This window comes from Pseudomonas sp. 43NM1 (genome assembly GCF_002836905.1).
GTDB lineage: Bacteria > Pseudomonadota > Gammaproteobacteria > Pseudomonadales > Pseudomonadaceae > Aquipseudomonas > Aquipseudomonas prosekii.
In genome coordinates this window covers 13,915-29,940 of the sequence record NZ_MKGS01000183.1, presented here as the reverse complement: position 1 = coordinate 29,940, position 16,026 = coordinate 13,915, and the positions used below count along the sequence as shown (strand labels likewise).

The 16,026-nt window shown below is 59.9% G+C and carries 17 protein-coding genes; 6 read left to right on the top strand and 11 right to left on the bottom strand.

Features of this window, described 5'->3' with window-relative positions; all coding sequences use genetic code 11:
• From BI292_RS23580 to pdxH, 3 genes are all read left to right on the top strand, one after another.
• A partial coding sequence (locus tag BI292_RS23580) for a serine hydrolase domain-containing protein (RefSeq protein ID WP_157831298.1) occupies nt 1–511 on the top strand: 511 nt, incomplete at its 5' end.
• Nucleotides 512–627: 116 nt separating this feature from the next.
• Nucleotides 628–1,791: an OmpA family protein gene (locus BI292_RS23575; protein ID WP_101209358.1), complete on the top strand. Its 1,164-nt coding sequence runs from the start codon at nt 628–630 to the stop codon at nt 1,789–1,791.
• Nucleotides 1,792–1,814: 23 nt separating this feature from the next.
• The gene (gene pdxH, locus BI292_RS23570; RefSeq protein WP_092272148.1) at nt 1,815–2,462 is read left to right on the top strand and encodes a pyridoxamine 5'-phosphate oxidase; all 648 of its coding nucleotides are present in this window, start codon (nt 1,815–1,817) and stop codon (nt 2,460–2,462) included.
• 5 nt (nt 2,463–2,467) lie between these two features.
• Here the strand turns inward: pdxH and BI292_RS23565 are convergent, their stop codons facing one another.
• Nucleotides 2,468–2,704 (bottom strand): hypothetical protein, encoded by a 237-nt coding sequence (locus BI292_RS23565; RefSeq protein ID WP_092272145.1) that lies wholly within the window; start codon nt 2,702–2,704, stop codon nt 2,468–2,470.
• Between the two features lie 167 nt (nt 2,705–2,871).
• On the opposite strand from BI292_RS23565, the gene BI292_RS23560 reads away from it, so the two are divergent.
• A complete protein-coding gene (locus BI292_RS23560) occupies nt 2,872–3,336 on the top strand; it encodes a glycine zipper 2TM domain-containing protein (protein ID WP_092272142.1) in 465 nt (154 codons plus the stop codon).
• 63 nt (nt 3,337–3,399) lie between these two features.
• Here BI292_RS23560 and BI292_RS23555 read toward each other — a convergent pair whose 3' ends face one another.
• The 3 genes from BI292_RS23555 to nhaA all read right to left on the bottom strand — a co-directional run bounded on the left by BI292_RS23555 (nt 3,400) and on the right by nhaA (nt 6,116).
• The gene (locus BI292_RS23555; RefSeq protein WP_092281485.1) at nt 3,400–3,630 is read right to left on the bottom strand and encodes a hypothetical protein; all 231 of its coding nucleotides are present in this window, start codon (nt 3,628–3,630) and stop codon (nt 3,400–3,402) included.
• Nucleotides 3,630–4,814: a colicin E3/pyocin S6 family cytotoxin gene (locus BI292_RS23550; protein WP_101209357.1), complete on the bottom strand. Its 1,185-nt coding sequence runs from the start codon at nt 4,812–4,814 to the stop codon at nt 3,630–3,632. Before BI292_RS23550 ends, BI292_RS23555 begins: the two co-directional genes overlap by 1 nt.
• Nucleotides 4,815–4,928: 114 nt before the next feature.
• Nucleotides 4,929–6,116 (bottom strand): Na+/H+ antiporter NhaA, encoded by a 1,188-nt coding sequence (gene nhaA / locus BI292_RS23545; protein ID WP_092272137.1) that lies wholly within the window; start codon nt 6,114–6,116, stop codon nt 4,929–4,931.
• Nucleotides 6,117–6,373: 257 nt separating this feature from the next.
• Between nhaA and BI292_RS23540 the strand changes: the two genes are divergently transcribed.
• Nucleotides 6,374–7,468: a PLP-dependent cysteine synthase family protein gene (locus tag BI292_RS23540; RefSeq protein WP_101209356.1), complete on the top strand. Its 1,095-nt coding sequence runs from the start codon at nt 6,374–6,376 to the stop codon at nt 7,466–7,468.
• A 504-nt stretch (nt 7,469–7,972) separates the two neighbouring features.
• On the opposite strand, the gene BI292_RS23535 is transcribed toward BI292_RS23540, so the two are convergent.
• The 3 genes from BI292_RS23535 to BI292_RS23525 all read right to left on the bottom strand — a co-directional run bounded on the left by BI292_RS23535 (nt 7,973) and on the right by BI292_RS23525 (nt 11,093).
• Nucleotides 7,973–9,586, bottom strand: a complete 1,614-nt coding sequence (locus BI292_RS23535; protein WP_101209355.1) for an NAD(P)/FAD-dependent oxidoreductase — start codon at nt 9,584–9,586, stop codon at nt 7,973–7,975.
• 96 nt (nt 9,587–9,682) lie between these two features.
• Nucleotides 9,683–10,336 carry a COG3650 family protein gene (locus BI292_RS23530; protein ID WP_101209354.1) on the bottom strand — a complete coding sequence of 218 codons (654 nt, stop codon included), beginning with the start codon at nt 10,334–10,336 and terminating at the stop codon, nt 9,683–9,685.
• 157 nt (nt 10,337–10,493) lie between these two features.
• Entirely contained in the window at nt 10,494–11,093 is a 600-nt protein-coding gene (locus tag BI292_RS23525) for a short chain dehydrogenase (protein WP_101209353.1), read from the bottom strand.
• A 105-nt stretch (nt 11,094–11,198) separates the two neighbouring features.
• On the opposite strand from BI292_RS23525, the gene BI292_RS23520 reads away from it, so the two are divergent.
• Nucleotides 11,199–12,113, top strand: a complete 915-nt coding sequence (locus BI292_RS23520) for a LysR family transcriptional regulator (RefSeq protein ID WP_101209352.1) — start codon at nt 11,199–11,201, stop codon at nt 12,111–12,113.
• Between the two features lie 187 nt (nt 12,114–12,300).
• Here BI292_RS23520 and BI292_RS23515 read toward each other — a convergent pair whose 3' ends face one another.
• The 4 genes from BI292_RS23515 to livH are packed head-to-tail and all read right to left on the bottom strand — an operon-like array spanning nt 12,301 to nt 15,943.
• Complete coding sequence (locus tag BI292_RS23515) at nt 12,301–13,002, bottom strand: ABC transporter ATP-binding protein (protein ID WP_092272120.1); 702 nt, start codon at nt 13,000–13,002, stop codon at nt 12,301–12,303.
• A complete protein-coding gene (gene livG / locus BI292_RS23510; RefSeq protein ID WP_092272117.1) occupies nt 13,003–13,770 on the bottom strand; it encodes a high-affinity branched-chain amino acid ABC transporter ATP-binding protein LivG in 768 nt (255 codons plus the stop codon).
• Complete coding sequence (locus BI292_RS23505; protein ID WP_092272115.1) at nt 13,767–15,023, bottom strand: high-affinity branched-chain amino acid ABC transporter permease LivM; 1,257 nt, start codon at nt 15,021–15,023, stop codon at nt 13,767–13,769. Before BI292_RS23505 ends, livG begins: the two co-directional genes overlap by 4 nt.
• Nucleotides 15,020–15,943 (bottom strand): high-affinity branched-chain amino acid ABC transporter permease LivH, encoded by a 924-nt coding sequence (gene livH, locus BI292_RS23500; protein ID WP_092272113.1) that lies wholly within the window; start codon nt 15,941–15,943, stop codon nt 15,020–15,022. The genes BI292_RS23505 and livH overlap by 4 nt, the downstream gene beginning before the upstream one ends.
• Nucleotides 15,944–16,026 lie beyond the last annotated feature (83 nt).

Genomic DNA, 16,026 nt, shown 5'->3' with positions numbered 1-16,026 from the left:
GGGCAACAGCGGCGACGCTGCGGCCCAGCGCCTGCTGCAAGTGACGATGCGCGAGCCGACGGCGATGACCACGCGCGCCTTTACCAATCCGCCGTCGATCATGACCAGCACCAACAAACCGGAATGGCGACGCATGCAGCAACCTGCCGCCAATGGCCACGGCAATGCCCGCAGCCTCGCGGGTTTTTATGCCGGGCTGCTCGATGGCAGCCTGCTGGAAGGCGAAATGCTCGACGAGCTGACCCGCGAACACAGCCTCGGCGAAGACAAGACTTTATTGACCCGGACCCGCTTCGGTCTGGGTTGCATGCTCGACCAGCCGGATGTGCCGAACGCCACGTATGGCCTCGGCCCACGGGCGTTTGGCCATCCTGGCGCTGGCGGTTCGATCGGTTTTGCTGACCCGGAACACGATGTCGCTTTCGGTTTTGTGACAAATACCTTGGGACCGTATGTTTTGATGGATCCTCGCGCGCAGAAGCTGGCAAAGGTACTTGCCACTTGTCTGTAAAACGCCGCTGAACGCGTCTGCGCCGGGAACCTCGTTACCTTTTTCGATTCAAAGCGTCTGTTTAAGTGGTCGATGTGGCCTTTTGATTTTTTATTACTTCATTTTGTGGATATCCAATGTCATCCAATAAAACCCTAGCTTTGGCGCTGTGCTTCGCGATCACCGGTTGCGCACAAACTCCACAAAATGACGCCGAGGGCGGCAGCCACTGGTGGCAATTCGGTTCCTCCGACAAAGTAGCCGCCAATGAACCTGCTGCTGCGGCGGCCCCGGCGCCAGCCCCGGCGGCGAAACCTGATCCAATCAAACAAGCGATCACCGCACCGGTGGTTAAGGCTGAGAGCAGCAGCCGTTGGTACTGGCCGTTTGGTTCCGATGATGGCGCCGACACTGCTGCGGCCAAACCGGAAGCCAAGGCCGAAGCCAAACAGGACGCTGTCGCCAAGGCTGACGCCGAAGCGGGTGGCAAATGGTGGTGGCCGTTCGGCGGCAAACAGCAGCCTACTGCCAAAGCCGTGCCGATGCCGGATCCGAAAGTCACCCAGGCCTGGCTCGACGATTACGAACCGCGCCTGCGCGCCGCGATCAAGGACAGCAACCTGCAACTCGAACGTCGTGAAAACGTTTTGGTAGTCACTGCGCCGGTTGAAGGCTCGTTCAACCCGGATCGCCCGGCCATGCTGCTGCCCGTGACCCTCGGCCCATTCAGCCGCGTCGCAAAGATTCTCGAACTCGATCCGAAAACCGCGGTGCTGGTCCTCGGCCACAGCGACACCTCGGGCGCCGCACCGGCCAACGTCAAGTTGAGCCAGGAACGCGCCCAATCGGTAGCGGCAATTTTCCGTCTCAGCGGTCTGCAGCGTGATCGCCTGATGTTGCGCGGCATGGGTGGCGAAGCGCCGCGTGCGGCCAACGACAGCGTTGAAGGTCGTGCGTTGAACCGTCGTGTCGAATTGCTGGTGACTCCGCAGAACACCATGGTCGCGCTGCTCAGCAAGTACAACATGCCAGCGCCAGCGCCCGTCACTATGGTGGCCAAGCAAGAAACGAAACCGGTGGTCAAGCCCGTCACGCCGGCGCCAGTCGCGAAGAAAGCCGCTGCCCCTGCTGCGAAAAAAGCCCCGGTGAAAAAAGCTGCCGCCAAGGCGCCAGCCAAAACCGCCGCCAAGGCTCCGGCGAAGAAAGCCCCGGCCAAAGCCACAACTCCAGCGAAAAAAGCCGCACCGGCCAAAGCCTCTACTGACAAGAAAGTCGCCGCTGCGGATGCTGCGAAGAACTGATCGTTAACCACAAGGAAAGCGCCATGACCCAGGCCCTGGCTGATATGCGTCGCGACTACACCCGAGACGGGCTGACCGAGGCGCAAGCCCCGGCCGAGCCGTTCGCGCTGTTCCATCAGTGGTTCGCCGATGCGGTGAAAACCGAGCAGGTGCCGGTCGAGGCCAACGCGATGACCCTGGCCACCGTCGATCTCGACGGCCGGCCGCATTGCCGCATCCTGTTGCTCAAGGGCTTGGACGCTCAGGGTTTTACCTTCTTCACCAACTATGACAGCGCCAAGGGCCAGCATCTGGCGGTGAACCCGTTCGCCGCCATGACGTTTTTCTGGCCAACCCTGGAGCGCCAGGTGCGTATCGAAGGGCGGGTGGTCAAGGTGTCGCCCGAAGAGTCTGACGCTTACTTTCAGGTCCGGCCGCTGGGCAGTCGCCTCGGCGCTTGGGCATCCCCGCAGAGCCGGGTGATCGCTGATCGTGGCGAGCTTGAAGAGTTACTGAAGATTACCGAGCAGCGCTTCACTGACACTCAGCCACACTGCCCGGAACACTGGGGCGGTTACCGTTTGCTCCCCGAGCGCATCGAGTTCTGGCAAGGCCGTTCGAGCCGCCTGCACGATCGCCTCAACTATCGCTTGCAGGACGCCGACTGGATTCTTGAACGTCTGGCACCCTGAGCAGTCTACCGACCGGGATAGCTTGCAGCAGCGGCCTCCAGCCATTGCGGCAAGTCCCGACGCTTGATCTTTTGCGCTTGCGCGTTCGCCAATTGCTGGAGCATGAAGGCTTTCTTGTCCTCGTTTTTTCCAGCCAATGCCAACGCCAGGTCGCGGTCCATCCAGCGTTTGATACGCACGTACAGCCACCAGTGGAAGTACAGACCGGCCACAGTCGTGACGACAATGATGAAGTAGTCCATGAAAAATCCTTGGGTCAACGGCGCAGTGTGGGTGATTTGACGCTACTGTGTGGTGAGTTCAGAGGCGCCTGTACCGGGCCTGAATGAAACCAATTTTATCCGGGCCATGCCGTGACAGGCGTCAAGCTGCGGAGTTTAATGAATACCTGTCCTTTGGAGTTGATGCTATGCGTAAGTCTGTCCTGCTGGTTGCTTCCTTTTCCACGATGGTGATGTTGCTCACCGGCTGCCAGTCCAGCCTGACCGGTGACTCCTATTCCCGTGACGAAGCGCGTCGTGTGCAGACGATTCGCATGGGCACCATCGAATCCCTGCGTCCGGTGAAAATCGAAGGCACCAAGACCCCAATCGGCGGCATCGCCGGTGCAGCGGTCGGCGGTGTCGGCGGCAGCGCCATCGGCGGCGGTCGCGGCAGTATCGTCGCAGCAGTCATCGGCGCAGTTGCCGGCGGCCTGATTGGTTCGGCCACCGAAGAAGGCCTGACCCGCGCCCAAGGCGTCGAAATCACCGTCCGTGAAGACGACGGCAGCATGCGCGCCTATGTGCAGCAAGTGCAGGAGAACGAAGTGTTCCGCGTCGGCGAGCGCGTGCGCATCTCCACAGTTGACGGCACGAGCCGCGTTTCGCACTAAGCGAGCGTAGGGTAAGGAAAAACCCCGATCAGGTGACTGGTCGGGGTTTTTTGTTTGAACGACCTAAGCATTGCAGCTGAGTTGAAAGATGTACGCCGGGTCGTAAATATTCTTCTCCATTATCTCTTCTAGCGCAGAGAGCTGCGTCCGTGTGAGGTCGTATCCCTCCCATCCCTGTTGGTCTGCGGTCCATCCCATGATTCTTTTCACCTGCTCATCGAATCCATTGGGTAGTTGTTCCTCGAACGCGAGAAGCTCGGTTTCTTTGTCGAAAGCTTCAATCAGATAGAAAATCACGGTTCTACTTTCCTTGTCTTATCTGCGGGCTTGGTCTGTTCGCCAGTCTCTGGATTAAATTCACCGAGGTGACGACCACGTCTGTCGTACATTTCGACCGTTGCGTGCTGTGAGTCCCATTCGAAAATGATCCCAATCGAAGTCTTCCATCGTTTTCGCAGACTTCCGCCGCCCTTGACGGTAGTTTTCCGGTTTGCCTTCACTGCATCAGGAAACGCAGTGAGATCTGTCGGCGCCGGGTGATATTTGTGATCAGGAACACTCACCACAATATAAACCGGCTTCACCCCCGACCCCACCGGAAACACCAGGATGAAATCCTTGTAATCCGGTGGGTAAACCGGGTTCACGATGATGCCATCGGCGGCCTCGGTCGGCGGATAAACCCAGATATGCGGCGCTTGTGGCGCTGCTTCCAGCGCGGGAATCCCAAGGATGTCCGAGCCATCCACTGCCGGAGTCCAGATCAGTTTTACGCCATCACCAAGGTCAGCCACCCGTTGGTTGTCGCGCAGGTCGAATGTCACGACATCGACCATTTCCCATTCGCGGTGTTTGCCGGTGTAAAAGCCATAACCTTTCAAGCTGCCGTCAGCCTGTTGCTCAACCCTGAGGCGAACCCGAATGCGAGCCTGTTTCAGCGCCCGTAGTTGCTCTTCGGTATACAGCGCGCTGTCGCCCAGGCTTGGCGTCCAGAAGAGCGCGACTACCCCGGCCAGCGTGGCAGCTCCTGCTGCGGTGATGGCCGCGGGTGCGGCGATAGCGGGAATTTGCAGCGCCAGTCGGCCAATGCCCAGTGAGACGGTCGAGCCACTGATCGTTTGAAGATCCAGCAATCCTGCATCGTCCGCTTCGCGTGCACCGAGCCACGCGATTTCCCCGTAATCCTTGAGGCTGTCGGTGGGCACCATGCCCGAAGGGTTGGAGTAATCGATGATGGCGTCCGGCAGTTTGCAGGACTTGGCGAAGACACATCCGGCGCGGAGAGCTCGTTTTTCTTTGGAGGGGGCGAGCGCCAGAGTGCGTTCGAAGGCTTCCTGCCGGGCGAGCATGGCGTCGTAGGCGTTTTGCCGGGCGTCTCGATCGGCCAGCTCGGTGGCGCTCATCAAGCGGTGGGTGACGTGATGACCGTCACCCGAGGGAGGGTTTTTAATCCTTGGAATATCCTTGTTGCCAGCCACTGCTCGTCCTTTCATTCGTCCATCGGCAGCCCCGGATAAGGAGGCTGCACGACGTTAACGAACGTGGCTGAGCGTGACTGTAGGACGATTCCTGAAAGTCTCTGGGAGTGTTCCCTAATTGACCGCTATACCGCGTTTGCGACTTGCCGCCGCCGTCACCGCATAACCAATCAACGCGGCCATGATCGAGCCAGTCAAGATGCCCATTCGGTCCATCCCCGCGTAATCACTGGCGCCTGGCACGAACGCCAGCGAGCCGACAAACAGGCTCATGGTGAAGCCGATGCCGCAGAGGATGGCGACGCCCAGCACCTGGCCCCAATTGGCGCCCTGGGGCAGGGCGGCGATGCCGGTTTTCACCGAGAGCCAAGTCAGGCCGAACACGCCCAGAGTTTTGCCCAGCAGCAGGCCGATGGCGATGCCCATCGGTACGTGGTGGGTGAAGCTCTCGGCGGTGACGCCGCTCAGGGACAGGCCGGCATTGGCGAAGGCGAACAGCGGCAAAATCCCGTAAGCCACCCACGGATGCAGCGCGTGCTCCAGGGTCATCAGCGGCGAGGGCTCGGCATTTTTGGTGCGCAGCGGGATGCAGAACGCCAGCGTCACGCCGGCCAGTGTCGCGTGGACACCGCTTTTGAGCACGCACACCCACAGGATCATACCGATGATCAAATACGGCCCGAGCTTGACCACGCCTAGCCGGTTCATCGCAATCAGCGCAACGATGCAGGCGCCAGCCAGGGCCAGCGATAGGGTCGAGAGTGTGCCGGAATAGAAAATCGCGATGACGATGATGGCGCCGAGATCGTCGATGATCGCCAAGGTCATCAGGAACAATTTCAGCGACACCGGGACGCGCTTGCCGAGCAGGGCCAGCACGCCGAGGGCGAACGCGATGTCGGTGGCCATCGGGATAGCCCAGCCACCCAGCGCTGCCGGGTCGTGGCGGTTGATGAACCAGTAGATCAACGCCGGCACGACCATGCCGCCAATCGCCGCCGCGCCGGGCAGGACGATCTGCGAGGGTTTCGACAATTGGCCGTCGAGAACTTCGCGTTTCACTTCCAGACCGATCAGCAGGAAGAACAGCGCCATCAGCCCGTCGTTGATCCACAGCAGCAAGGGTTTGGCGATTTTCAACGCGCCAATCTGCGCTACCACGGGGGTGTCGAGCAGGCCGTTATACAGCCACGACAATGAGGAATTGTTGATGATTAAAGCCAAAGCGGCGGCGGCGATCAGTAGCAGACCGCTGGCGGCTTCCAGCTGGAAGAAACGTGTGAACGTGCTACGCAGAGGCAAGGTCGCTCTCCATCGATTATTCAAAAGGTGGCACACCCTAACCTGTACCGTTAGTCGTTAAAACAAAAGTTATATTCTTTTTTGTTATATGCCTTTACCGGGTTAATGGCGGTGCAGGGCAATGCGCAAAAAGCCTAGCAGTTCCCGGTGTTATTGGGCCTAGGCTGTATCTGTGCGTGTCGTAGGAATTCTCCTAAGCTTGTGCGTTGAGCCTTGAAACAAGGACGACTCTTGCTTGATTCATTGAGATAACCACCATGAGCGACACCCGACAGTGGGCCCGCGAAGCGATCCAGATCATTGAAGCCGACTTCCAGCGCAGCGCCGACACCCACCTGATCCCCTTGCCTATACCGGGTTTGCCCGGCGTCGAGTTGTACTTCAAGGATGAATCGAGCCATCCCACCGGCAGCCTCAAACATCGGCTGGCCCGTTCGCTGTTCCTTTATGCGTTGTGCAATGGCTGGCTCAAGCCAGGCGCGCCGGTAATCGAGGCGTCCAGCGGTTCGACGGCGATTTCCGAGGCGTATTTCGCGCGGATGTTGGGCTTGCCGTTTATTGCGGTGATGCCTGCGACAACGTCGAAAGAGAAGATTGCGCAGATCGCTTTTTATGGTGGCAACAGCCATCTGGTGGAGGACCCGACGCAGATCTACGCCGAGTCCGAGCGCCTGGCGCGCGAGCACGATGGCCACTTCATCGATCAGTTCACCTACGCCGAGCGCGCGACCGACTGGCGCGCGAATAACAACATCGCCGAGTCGATCTTCCAACAGATGCGCTTCGAGCAGCATCCGGAGCCGAGCTGGCTGATTTCCAGCCCCGGCACCGGCGGCACCACCGCGACGTTGGGTCGTTACGTGCGCTACCGCCAGCATTGCACCCGCGTGCTGTGCGCCGATGCCGAGCGTTCGGTGTTTTTCGACTATTACCAGACGGGCGATGCAAGTTTGCGGCTGGAATACGGTTCGCGAATCGAAGGCATTGGCCGGCCACGGGTGGAGGCGTCGTTCTTGCCGAAAGTGATCGATGCGATGGTCAAGGTGCCGGACGCCTTGTCGTTGGCGGCCATGCATTACCTGGCGCAGCGCCTGGGCCGGCGAGTGGGTGGGTCGAGCGGGACTAACCTGATTGGCGCATTGATCGCGGGCCGGGAAATGGTCGCGGCGGGGCAGTCGGGGTCAATCGTGGCGATCTTGTGCGATGGCGGCGAACGTTATGCCGCGACCTACTACGACGAGGATTGGCTCAAGGGCCAAGGTTATGAGTTGAGCGGATTGATCGAAGCGGTCGCCGCCAGTGCCGAGCGCGGCGAGCCGCTACCCGACAGCGTCCTGCGCGCCAATATCTGAAGCAAAACTGCTGTTGCAGCAGTGAGGCTTGCCCGCGAAGAATGCGCCGCGATTATTTGAAGACCGGGTTATCGTTCTTCGCGAGCAGGCTCACTCCTACAGGGGATTTTTGTCGTGGCGCGGATTTTGGTTTTGCCGCAAAACCTGTGTAGGAGTGAGCCTGCTCGCGAAAGCGGTGAACCATTCAACAGATGCGTTGAATTGGAAACCGTCTTCGCGGGCAAGCCTCGCTCCCACAGGGGATTTCGGTGCTGCCGCAAATCCCATGTAGGAGTGAGCCTGCTCGCGAAAGCGGTGAACCATTCAACAGATGCGTTGAATCGGAAACCGTCTTCGCGGGCAAGCCTCGCTCCTACAGGGGATTTATGTCGTGGCGCGAACCAATGTGGGAGCGAGCTTGCTCGCGATGAGGGCTGAACATTCAACAGATAAGTTGACTGGACTAGCGCTATCGCGGGCAAGCCTCGCTCCCACAGGGTTTTGCAGTGTTTGCCGATTTTAAGGTCAGGCTGGCAGGCCGAGGATGTCGCGCGCGACGGCTTCGGCGATGCGGATGCCGTCGACGCCCGCCGATAGAATCCCGCCCGCGTAACCTGCGCCTTCACCGGCCGGGAACAGGCCTTTGACGTTCATGCTTTGCATCGACTCGTCACGGGTGATCCGCAGCGGCGAAGACGTGCGCGTCTCGATGCCGGTCAACACCGCGTCATGCAGCGAGTAACCGCGAATCTGTTTTTCGAACGCTGGCAACGCTTCACGGATCGCTTCAATCGCAAATGCTGGCAAGGCCAACGCCAGATCACCCAGCGCCACGCCCGGTTTGTAGGACGGCTCGACACTGCCCAGCTCGGTCGACGGCTTGCCCGCGATAAAGTCGCCAACCAGTTGCGCTGGCGCTTCATAGTTGCTGCCACCGAGCACAAAAGCGTGGGATTCCAGGCGTTCCTGCAACTCGATGCCGGCCAGTGGGCCGCCCGGATAATCGACTTCCGGGGTAATGCCGACAACGATGCCGGAGTTGGCATTACGCTCGTTACGCGAGTACTGGCTCATGCCGTTGGTGACCACGCGGCCCGGCTCGGATGTGGCCGCGACCACCGTGCCGCCCGGGCACATGCAGAAGCTGTAGACCGAACGGCCGTTCTTGGCGTGGTGCACCAGTTTGTAGTCGGCGGCCCCGAGTTTCGGGTGGCCGGCGTATTTGCCCAGGCGTGCGCGGTCGATCAGCGACTGCGGGTGTTCGATGCGGAAACCCACCGAGAACGGCTTGGCTTCCATGAACACGCCACGGCCGTGAAGCATGCGGAAGGTGTCGCGGGCGCTGTGGCCGAGGGCCAGAATCACGTGTCGGGAGTGAATCTGTTCGCCGCCATCAAGCTCGACGCCGACCAATTGGCCGTCCTCGATCAACACGTCGGTGACCCGTTGCTGGAAGCGCACTTCGCCACCCAGCGCACGAATCTGCTCGCGCATGTTTTCCACCACGCCGGTCAGTCGGAACGTACCGATGTGCGGTTTGCTGACGTAGAGAATCTCTTCCGGCGCACCGGCCTTGACGAACTCATGCAGGACTTTGCGGCCGATGAACTTCGGATCCTTGATCTGACTGTAAAGCTTGCCGTCGGAGAAAGTCCCCGCGCCGCCCTCACCAAACTGCACGTTGGATTCCGGGTTGAGCACGTTTTTACGCCAAAGGCCCCAGGTGTCTTTGGTGCGCTGGCGGACTTCGGTGCCGCGTTCGAGAATGATCGGCTTGAAGCCCATCTGCGCCAGCAACAGCCCGGCGAAAATCCCGCACGGGCCAAAACCGACGACGATCGGCCGCTGCTGCAGATCGGCTGGCGCCTGGCCGACGACTTTGTAGCTGACATCCGGCGCGACGTTGACGTTACGGTCATCGGCGAATTTGTGCAGCAACGCCGCCTCATCCTTGGCGGTGAGGTCGATCGTATAGATGAAGCACAATTCGGAAGACTTCTTGCGCGCATCGTAGCTGCGCTTGAACAAGGTGAAATCGAGCAGGTCATCACTGGCGATGCCCAGGCGCTGGACGATGGCAGGGCGCAGGTCTTCTTCGGGATGGTCGATCGGCAGCTTGAGTTCGGTGATTCGTAACATGACTTGGATCCGGGTTCGCGGGGCGCACAACTGCGCCAAGGCGTTTGAAGGCGGCGATTATAAGCCCCAAACGCCGGTCCCGTGAGGCAAAAACGATCAGTCGTTACGCGCTCCGCCGAAATACCCGCAACCGCGCTGCACCTGGCCGTCGATCCGCAGTTCGGCGCTCATGTGCTGGACGCTGCCGGTGCTGCTGTCGACGCAACGTTGCGGCGCCACCCAGAGTTCGATGCGCTGGTTATTGGCTTCGGTGCTGAGATTGAAGCGGCCGTCACCGAGTTGCTCTTCCACATAAGGCACGGCCAATGGCGGCTGGCCGGCGCGGTCGATGACCATGCCTTTGCCGCTGACTTTGACGTTCCACTCAGGCCCGTGGCCGGCAGCGCGCAGGATCAGCATCTTGAAATTGGGGTCATCGCACGCCACACCGGAGCGTTCGACGCGGTACAACTGCTGCAGATCGAGACGGCTTTCGACGAGGCGCCCACGCACATCGGCAAACAGCTTGCCCTGATCATCGGCGAGGGTCGCGGCCTCCTGCAGGACGCTGGTGCCCCCCGTGTCATTGACCTCGAAACTGCGTTGTTCATTGCACGGCTGGAACATCAGTTTGCCGTCGACTGCGGTCAACTGGCCCTGCATGCGGGTCTGGCCGACATGCGCGGCACTTTGGCGCGGGCCATCGAGCAACTGGCACGCGGCGAATAACGGAAGCAGGGCGATCAGGACGAGGGAACGGGCAACACGCATCTTTGGTTCTCCAGACAAGTGCCGCCACGTTACGCAGCCTGACCGTTCATCACAACCCCGCCGAATACGACAAACCTTGTAGGAGCAATGCTTGCTCGCGATGACAATCTCGAGAACGCCATCGCGGGCAAGCCATGCTCCTACGGTTCGCGGCGCCTTAACTTACGTGAAAGGTTTGACCGGTTTGCAGGCCTTCGACACTTTTCGCGTAGGCCAACGCCACATCGGCGGCGGGAACCGGCTTGTACCCCCGGAAGTACGGCGCATAACTGCCCATCGCTTCCAGCAGCACCGTCGGGCTGATCGAATTGATCCGCAGACCGCGCGGCAACTCGATGGCGGCGGCACAGACGAAGCTGTCGAGCGCGCCATTCACCAGCGCTGCCGAGGCGCCGCTGCGAATCGGGTCATGGCTGAGCACGCCAGTGGTGAAGGTGAACGAGGCGCCGTCATTGGCAAACTCGCGGCCGATCAGCAGCAAATTGACCTGGCCCATCAGTTTGTCGTTGAGGCCCAGCGCAAAACTCTCAGCCGTCATTTCGCCCAAGGGCGCAAAGGTTACGTTACCGGCGGCGCAGACCAGCGCATCGAACTTGCCGGTTTGCTCAAACAGCTTGCGGATTGACCCGCTGTCGCTGATATCCACGTTGAAATCACCGCTGTTACGCCCGATCCGAATCACTTCATGGCGCTGCGAAAGCTCCTTGTCGACCGCCGAACCGATGGTGCCGCCTGCGCCAATCAAAAGAATTTTCATCGTGCTGTCCCTCGAGGTAGTTGAACGAGGGCTCAGTCTAGGGTGGTTTTTTCTGCGGATAAGCGCACTAATGGGCAACCTTTGGTTTTCAAATGGAAACAATCCATGAGCGAAATGGATGATCTGGCGGCGTTTGCCGTATTGATCGAAGCCGGCAGTTTCACCCTCGCAGCCCAGCAATTGGGCTGCAGCAAGGGCCAGCTGTCGAAACGCATCAGCTTGCTGGAATCGCGGTTTTCCGTGGTTTTGCTGCAACGCACCACGCGGCGTTTGAGTTTGACCGCGGCCGGCGCTGCGCTGTTGCCGCAAGCGCAGGCGCTTGTAGTCCAAGTCGAGAGGGCGCGTCAGGCATTGGCGCGTTTGAAGGACGACATGGCCGGGCCGGTGCGTATGACGGTTCCGGTTTCGCTCGGGGAAACCTTCTTTGATGGTTTGCTGCTGGAATTCTCTGGCAAGTACCCCGACGTGCAGATCGAACTCGATTTGAGCAACAACTTCCGCGATCTGTCTCGCGACGGTTTTGACCTCGCGGTGCGTTCCGAAGTCGGCAATGACGAACGCCTGGTGGCCCGACCGTTATTGGCCTGGAATGAAATGACCTGCGCCAGCCCGGCCTACCTTGAGCGATACGGCGAGCCACTGACGCCGCAGGATCTGGCCGAGCATCATTGCCTGCTCAACAGCCATTACAGCGGCCGCGAAGAATGGCTCTACCACCAGCAACATGAATTGCTCCGGGTGCGCGTCTCGGGACCGTTCGCCAGCAACCATTACAGCCTGCTGAAAAAAGCCGCGCTGGCCGGCGCCGGGATTGCGCGCTTGCCGTCGTACTTGCTGCAAGCGGAATTGGCTGACGGCCGATTGCGCTGGCTCCTGCGCGATTATCAGACGCGTCGTATGCCGATGTACCTGGTTCACCCGTATCAGGGCGGCCTGCCGAAACGCACGCAAGTGCTGGCGGATTATCTGATCGGCTGGTTCAAACGCAGCGGCGAAGCCCTTGACCGACTCCAGCGATAATCTGCGCCCCCACACAACCTTGTGGGAGCGAGCTTGCTCGCGATAGCGTTAAGTCAGGCAACATCGATGCGCCTGACGCTCCGCCTTCGCGAGTAAGCTCGCTCCCACAGAATTGTCGGTGTTCGTGGGAATGCGGCCGACAAAAAAAAACGGCCCGAAGGCCGTTTTTTTTATTCAACGCTAAACCTCAACCGCCCAAATACGCTTCACGCACTTTCGGATCGGTCAGCAGTGCTTCGCCGGTCCCTTGCATCACCACGCGGCCGTTCTCCAGAACGTAGGCGCGGTCAGCAATTTTCAGTGCCTGGTTGGCGTTTTGTTCGACGAGGAACACCGTCACACCGTCCTTGCGCAGTTGTTCGATGATGTCGAAGATCTGCTGGATGATGATCGGTGCCAGGCCGAGCGACGGCTCGTCGAGCAGCAGCAGCTTGGGTTTGCTCATCAGCGCACGGCCGATGGCGAGCATTTGCTGTTCGCCGCCGGACATGGTGCCGCCGCGTTGGGCGAAACGCTCTTTCAGGCGTGGGAAAAGTCCGAGAACCTTGTCCATCTGTTCCTGATAGTCGCCCTTGTCGGTGAAAAATCCGCCCATCGCGAGGTTTTCTTCCACGGTCAGACGGGCAAACACCCGACGACCTTCCGGCACCACGGCAATGCTCTTGCGCATGATCTGCGCCGAGCTCTGGCCGACGAGTTCTTCGCCCATGTACTTGATGCTGCCGCTGTGCGCTTGCGGCGAACCGCAGAGGGTCATCAGCAGGGTCGATTTACCCGCGCCGTTGGCGCCGATCAGGGTGACGATTTCGCCTTGGCGGATTTCCACGTTGACGTTGTGCAGCGCCTGGATCTTGCCGTAGAAGGTGGAAACGTTTTCGAATTGCAGCATTTACGCTTCCCCCAGGTAGGCTTTGATCACTTCAGGATTGTCGCGGATCTGCGCCGGCGTGCCGTCGGCCAGAGGCGTGCCCTGGTTGATCACAACGATGTGGTCGGAAATGCTCATGACCAGTTTCATGTCGTGCTCGATCAGTAGCACGGTGACGTTGTGCTCCTCGCGCAACATGCTGATCAGCGCTTTGAGGTCTTCGGTTTCCTTCGGGTTCAGACCAGCGGCCGGTTCGTCGAGCATGAGGATCCGCGGACGGGTCATCATGCAACGGGCGATTTCCAAACGACGTTGCTGACCGTAAGCCAAGGTGCCGGCAGGACGGTTAGCGAATGCCGTGAGGTTGACCTTGTCCAGCCAGAACTCGGCAAATTCCATCGCTTCGCGCTCGCTTTTGCGAAACGCCGGGGTCTTGAACAGGCCCGCGAGGAAGTTGGTATTCAAGTGACGGTGCTGTGCGATCAAGAGGTTCTCGACCGCCGTCATGTCCTTGAACAGCCGCACGTTCTGGAAGGTCCGAACCACGCCTTTGCGGGCGATCTCGTGGCCGGGCAGGCCTTCAATTGCCTGACCGTCGAGCAGGATGCTGCCGCCGCTCGGTTTGTAGAAACCGGTCAGGCAGTTGAACACTGTGGTCTTGCCGGCGCCGTTCGGGCCGATCAGCGCCACAACCTGTTTTTCGTGCACGGTCAGGGCCACGCCGTTCACCGCCAGCAAGCCGCCGAAGCGCATGCTCAGATTTTCGACTTTAAGGATCTCGCGGCTCATTTGCGCAGCTCCATGTGAGGACGTTGCATGGGCAGCAGACCCTGAGGACGCCAAATCATCATCAGCACCATCAAGGCGCCGAACATCAACATGCGGTATTCACTGAACTCACGCATCATTTCCGGCAGCAGGATCATCACCACGGCCGCGAGGATCACGCCCAGTTGCGAGCCCATGCCGCCCAACACGACGATGGCAAGAATGATCGCCGACTCGATGAAAGTGAAGGATTCCGGTGTCACCAGACCCTGACGGGCAGCGAAGAAGCTGCCGGCAAAACCGGCGAAACTCGCGCCGAGGGTGAAGGCCGACAGCTTGATCACCGTAGGATTGAGGCCCAGTGCACGGCAGGCAATTTCGTCTTCGCGCAGCGCTTCCCACGCACGGCCGATCGGCATGCGCAGCAAACGGTTGATCACGAACAACGCCGCCAACGCCAGCAGCAACGCGACCAGGTAAAGGAAAATCACCTTGTTGATCGAGTTGTATTGCAGGCCGAAATACTCGTGGAACGTCTGCATGCCCTCAGCCGCTTTGCGCTCGAAGGTCAGGCCGAAGAACGTTGGTTTCTCGATGTTGCTGATGCCGTTCGGGCCACCGGTGATGTCGGTGAGGTTACGCAGGAACAGACGGATGATTTCACCGAAGCCCAGCGTCACGATCGCCAGATAGTCACCGCGCAAACGCAGCACCGGGAAGCCGAGCAGGAAGCCGAACGTCGCCGCCATCAAACCGGCCACCGGCAGGCACACCCAGAAACTCCAGCCGAGGTAATGCGACAACAGCGCATAGCTGTAGGCGCCGACGGCGTAGAAACCGACATAACCCAGGTCGAGCAGGCCGGCCAGACCGACGACGATGTTCAGGCCGAGGCCGAGCATCACGTAGATCAGGATCAGCGTCGCGATGTCCACCGCGCCGCGCGAACCGAAGAACGGCCACACCAGAGCGCCGATGATCAGCGCAATGATGATCCAGCGCTGGGTGGTCGGCAGGGTCAGGAAGTTGCTGGCCTTGGCCGGAATCAGCGGCATCGACGGCGAGGATTTCCACGCCTTGCTGATCGGGTCGTCGAACAGCACCCGCAAGAACATCAGGACCGAACAGATGGCGATGATCGCCAGTGTCATGTTGCTGGTGCCGTGAACTTCCAGGTTGATGCCGACGATGGTCAGTTTCAAGCCGAGTACCGGGTAGGCGACAGCCCAGACCAGCAGGGCGCTGAACAGCGCCTGTTTGAGATTCCTAGTCATACTTTTTCAACCTCCGGACGGCCCAGAATGCCGGTCGGCCGGAACAACAGAACCAGAACCAACAAGCCGAATGCCACGACGTCCTTGTATTGGTCGCCGAAGATATCGGCGCCAAAGGCTTCCGCCACCCCAAGCACCAACCCGCCGAGCATGGCGCCGGGGATGCTGCCGATGCCGCCGAGTACCGCAGCGGTGAAGGCTTTGAGGCCGACGAGGAAACCGGCGTTCGGGTTGATCACGCCGTATTGCATGCTCAGCAGCACGGCCGCAACGGCCGCCAGCGCAGCACCGATGACGAAGGTCAGGGCGATGATGTTGTTGGTGTTGATGCCCAGCAGGTTGGCCATCTTGATGTCTTCGGCACAGGCACGGCATGCGCGACCCAGGCGAGAGCGGGAGATGAACAGCGTCAGGCCGAGCATGGCGACCAGAGTCACCACGAACACCACGATTTGCATGTAGGAAATCAGCACTTCATGTGCGCCACCTGGCCCGAACGAGAGATTGCCGGGGATCAGGTTGGGGATGGATTTGTCCTTGGAGTCTTGCGCCAGCAGAACGGTGTTCTGCAGGAAGATCGACATGCCGATGGCCGAAATCAGCGGAATCAGACGGTTGCTGCCACGCAAGGGGCGATAGGCAACCCGTTCGATGCTGTAGCCGTAGGCACTGCAGACGACGATGCTCGCGATAAAACCTGCGGTCATCAAGAGCGGGACACTGTCGAGTCCCATCATGGCCAGCCCGGCGATGGCGATGAAGGCCACGTAGGAACCGATCATGTACACCTCGCCGTGGGCGAAGTTGATCATTCCAATGATGCCGTAGACCATCGTATAGCCGATGGCGATCAAGGCATACGTGCTGCCGACGGTCAGGCCGTTAACCAGCTGCTGGAAGAAGTGATAGATGTCAGGCATTACAGCGCTCCTAAAAACCTGATACGCATTTCACTGGTGGAGTCATTTTCCCGCTCGAGCCCCGTGGATCTGCATCCACTTCG

Coding starts and splice junctions, on each gene's coding strand:
- BI292_RS23575 (WP_101209358.1), top strand. CDS start 628: ATGTCATCCAATAAAACCCTAGCTTTGGCGCTGTGCTTCGCGATCACC.
- pdxH (WP_092272148.1), top strand. CDS start 1,815: ATGACCCAGGCCCTGGCTGATATGCGTCGCGACTACACCCGAGACGGG.
- BI292_RS23565 (WP_092272145.1), bottom strand. CDS start 2,704: ATGGACTACTTCATCATTGTCGTCACGACTGTGGCCGGTCTGTACTTC.
- BI292_RS23560 (WP_092272142.1), top strand. CDS start 2,872: ATGCGTAAGTCTGTCCTGCTGGTTGCTTCCTTTTCCACGATGGTGATG.
- BI292_RS23540 (WP_101209356.1), top strand. CDS start 6,374: ATGAGCGACACCCGACAGTGGGCCCGCGAAGCGATCCAGATCATTGAA.
- BI292_RS23535 (WP_101209355.1), bottom strand. CDS start 9,586: ATGTTACGAATCACCGAACTCAAGCTGCCGATCGACCATCCCGAAGAA.
- BI292_RS23530 (WP_101209354.1), bottom strand. CDS start 10,336: ATGCGTGTTGCCCGTTCCCTCGTCCTGATCGCCCTGCTTCCGTTATTC.
- BI292_RS23525 (WP_101209353.1), bottom strand. CDS start 11,093: ATGAAAATTCTTTTGATTGGCGCAGGCGGCACCATCGGTTCGGCGGTC.
- BI292_RS23520 (WP_101209352.1), top strand. CDS start 11,199: ATGAGCGAAATGGATGATCTGGCGGCGTTTGCCGTATTGATCGAAGCC.
- BI292_RS23515 (WP_092272120.1), bottom strand. CDS start 13,002: ATGCTGCAATTCGAAAACGTTTCCACCTTCTACGGCAAGATCCAGGCG.
- livG (WP_092272117.1), bottom strand. CDS start 13,770: ATGAGCCGCGAGATCCTTAAAGTCGAAAATCTGAGCATGCGCTTCGGC.
- BI292_RS23505 (WP_092272115.1), bottom strand. CDS start 15,023: ATGACTAGGAATCTCAAACAGGCGCTGTTCAGCGCCCTGCTGGTCTGG.
- livH (WP_092272113.1), bottom strand. CDS start 15,943: ATGCCTGACATCTATCACTTCTTCCAGCAGCTGGTTAACGGCCTGACC.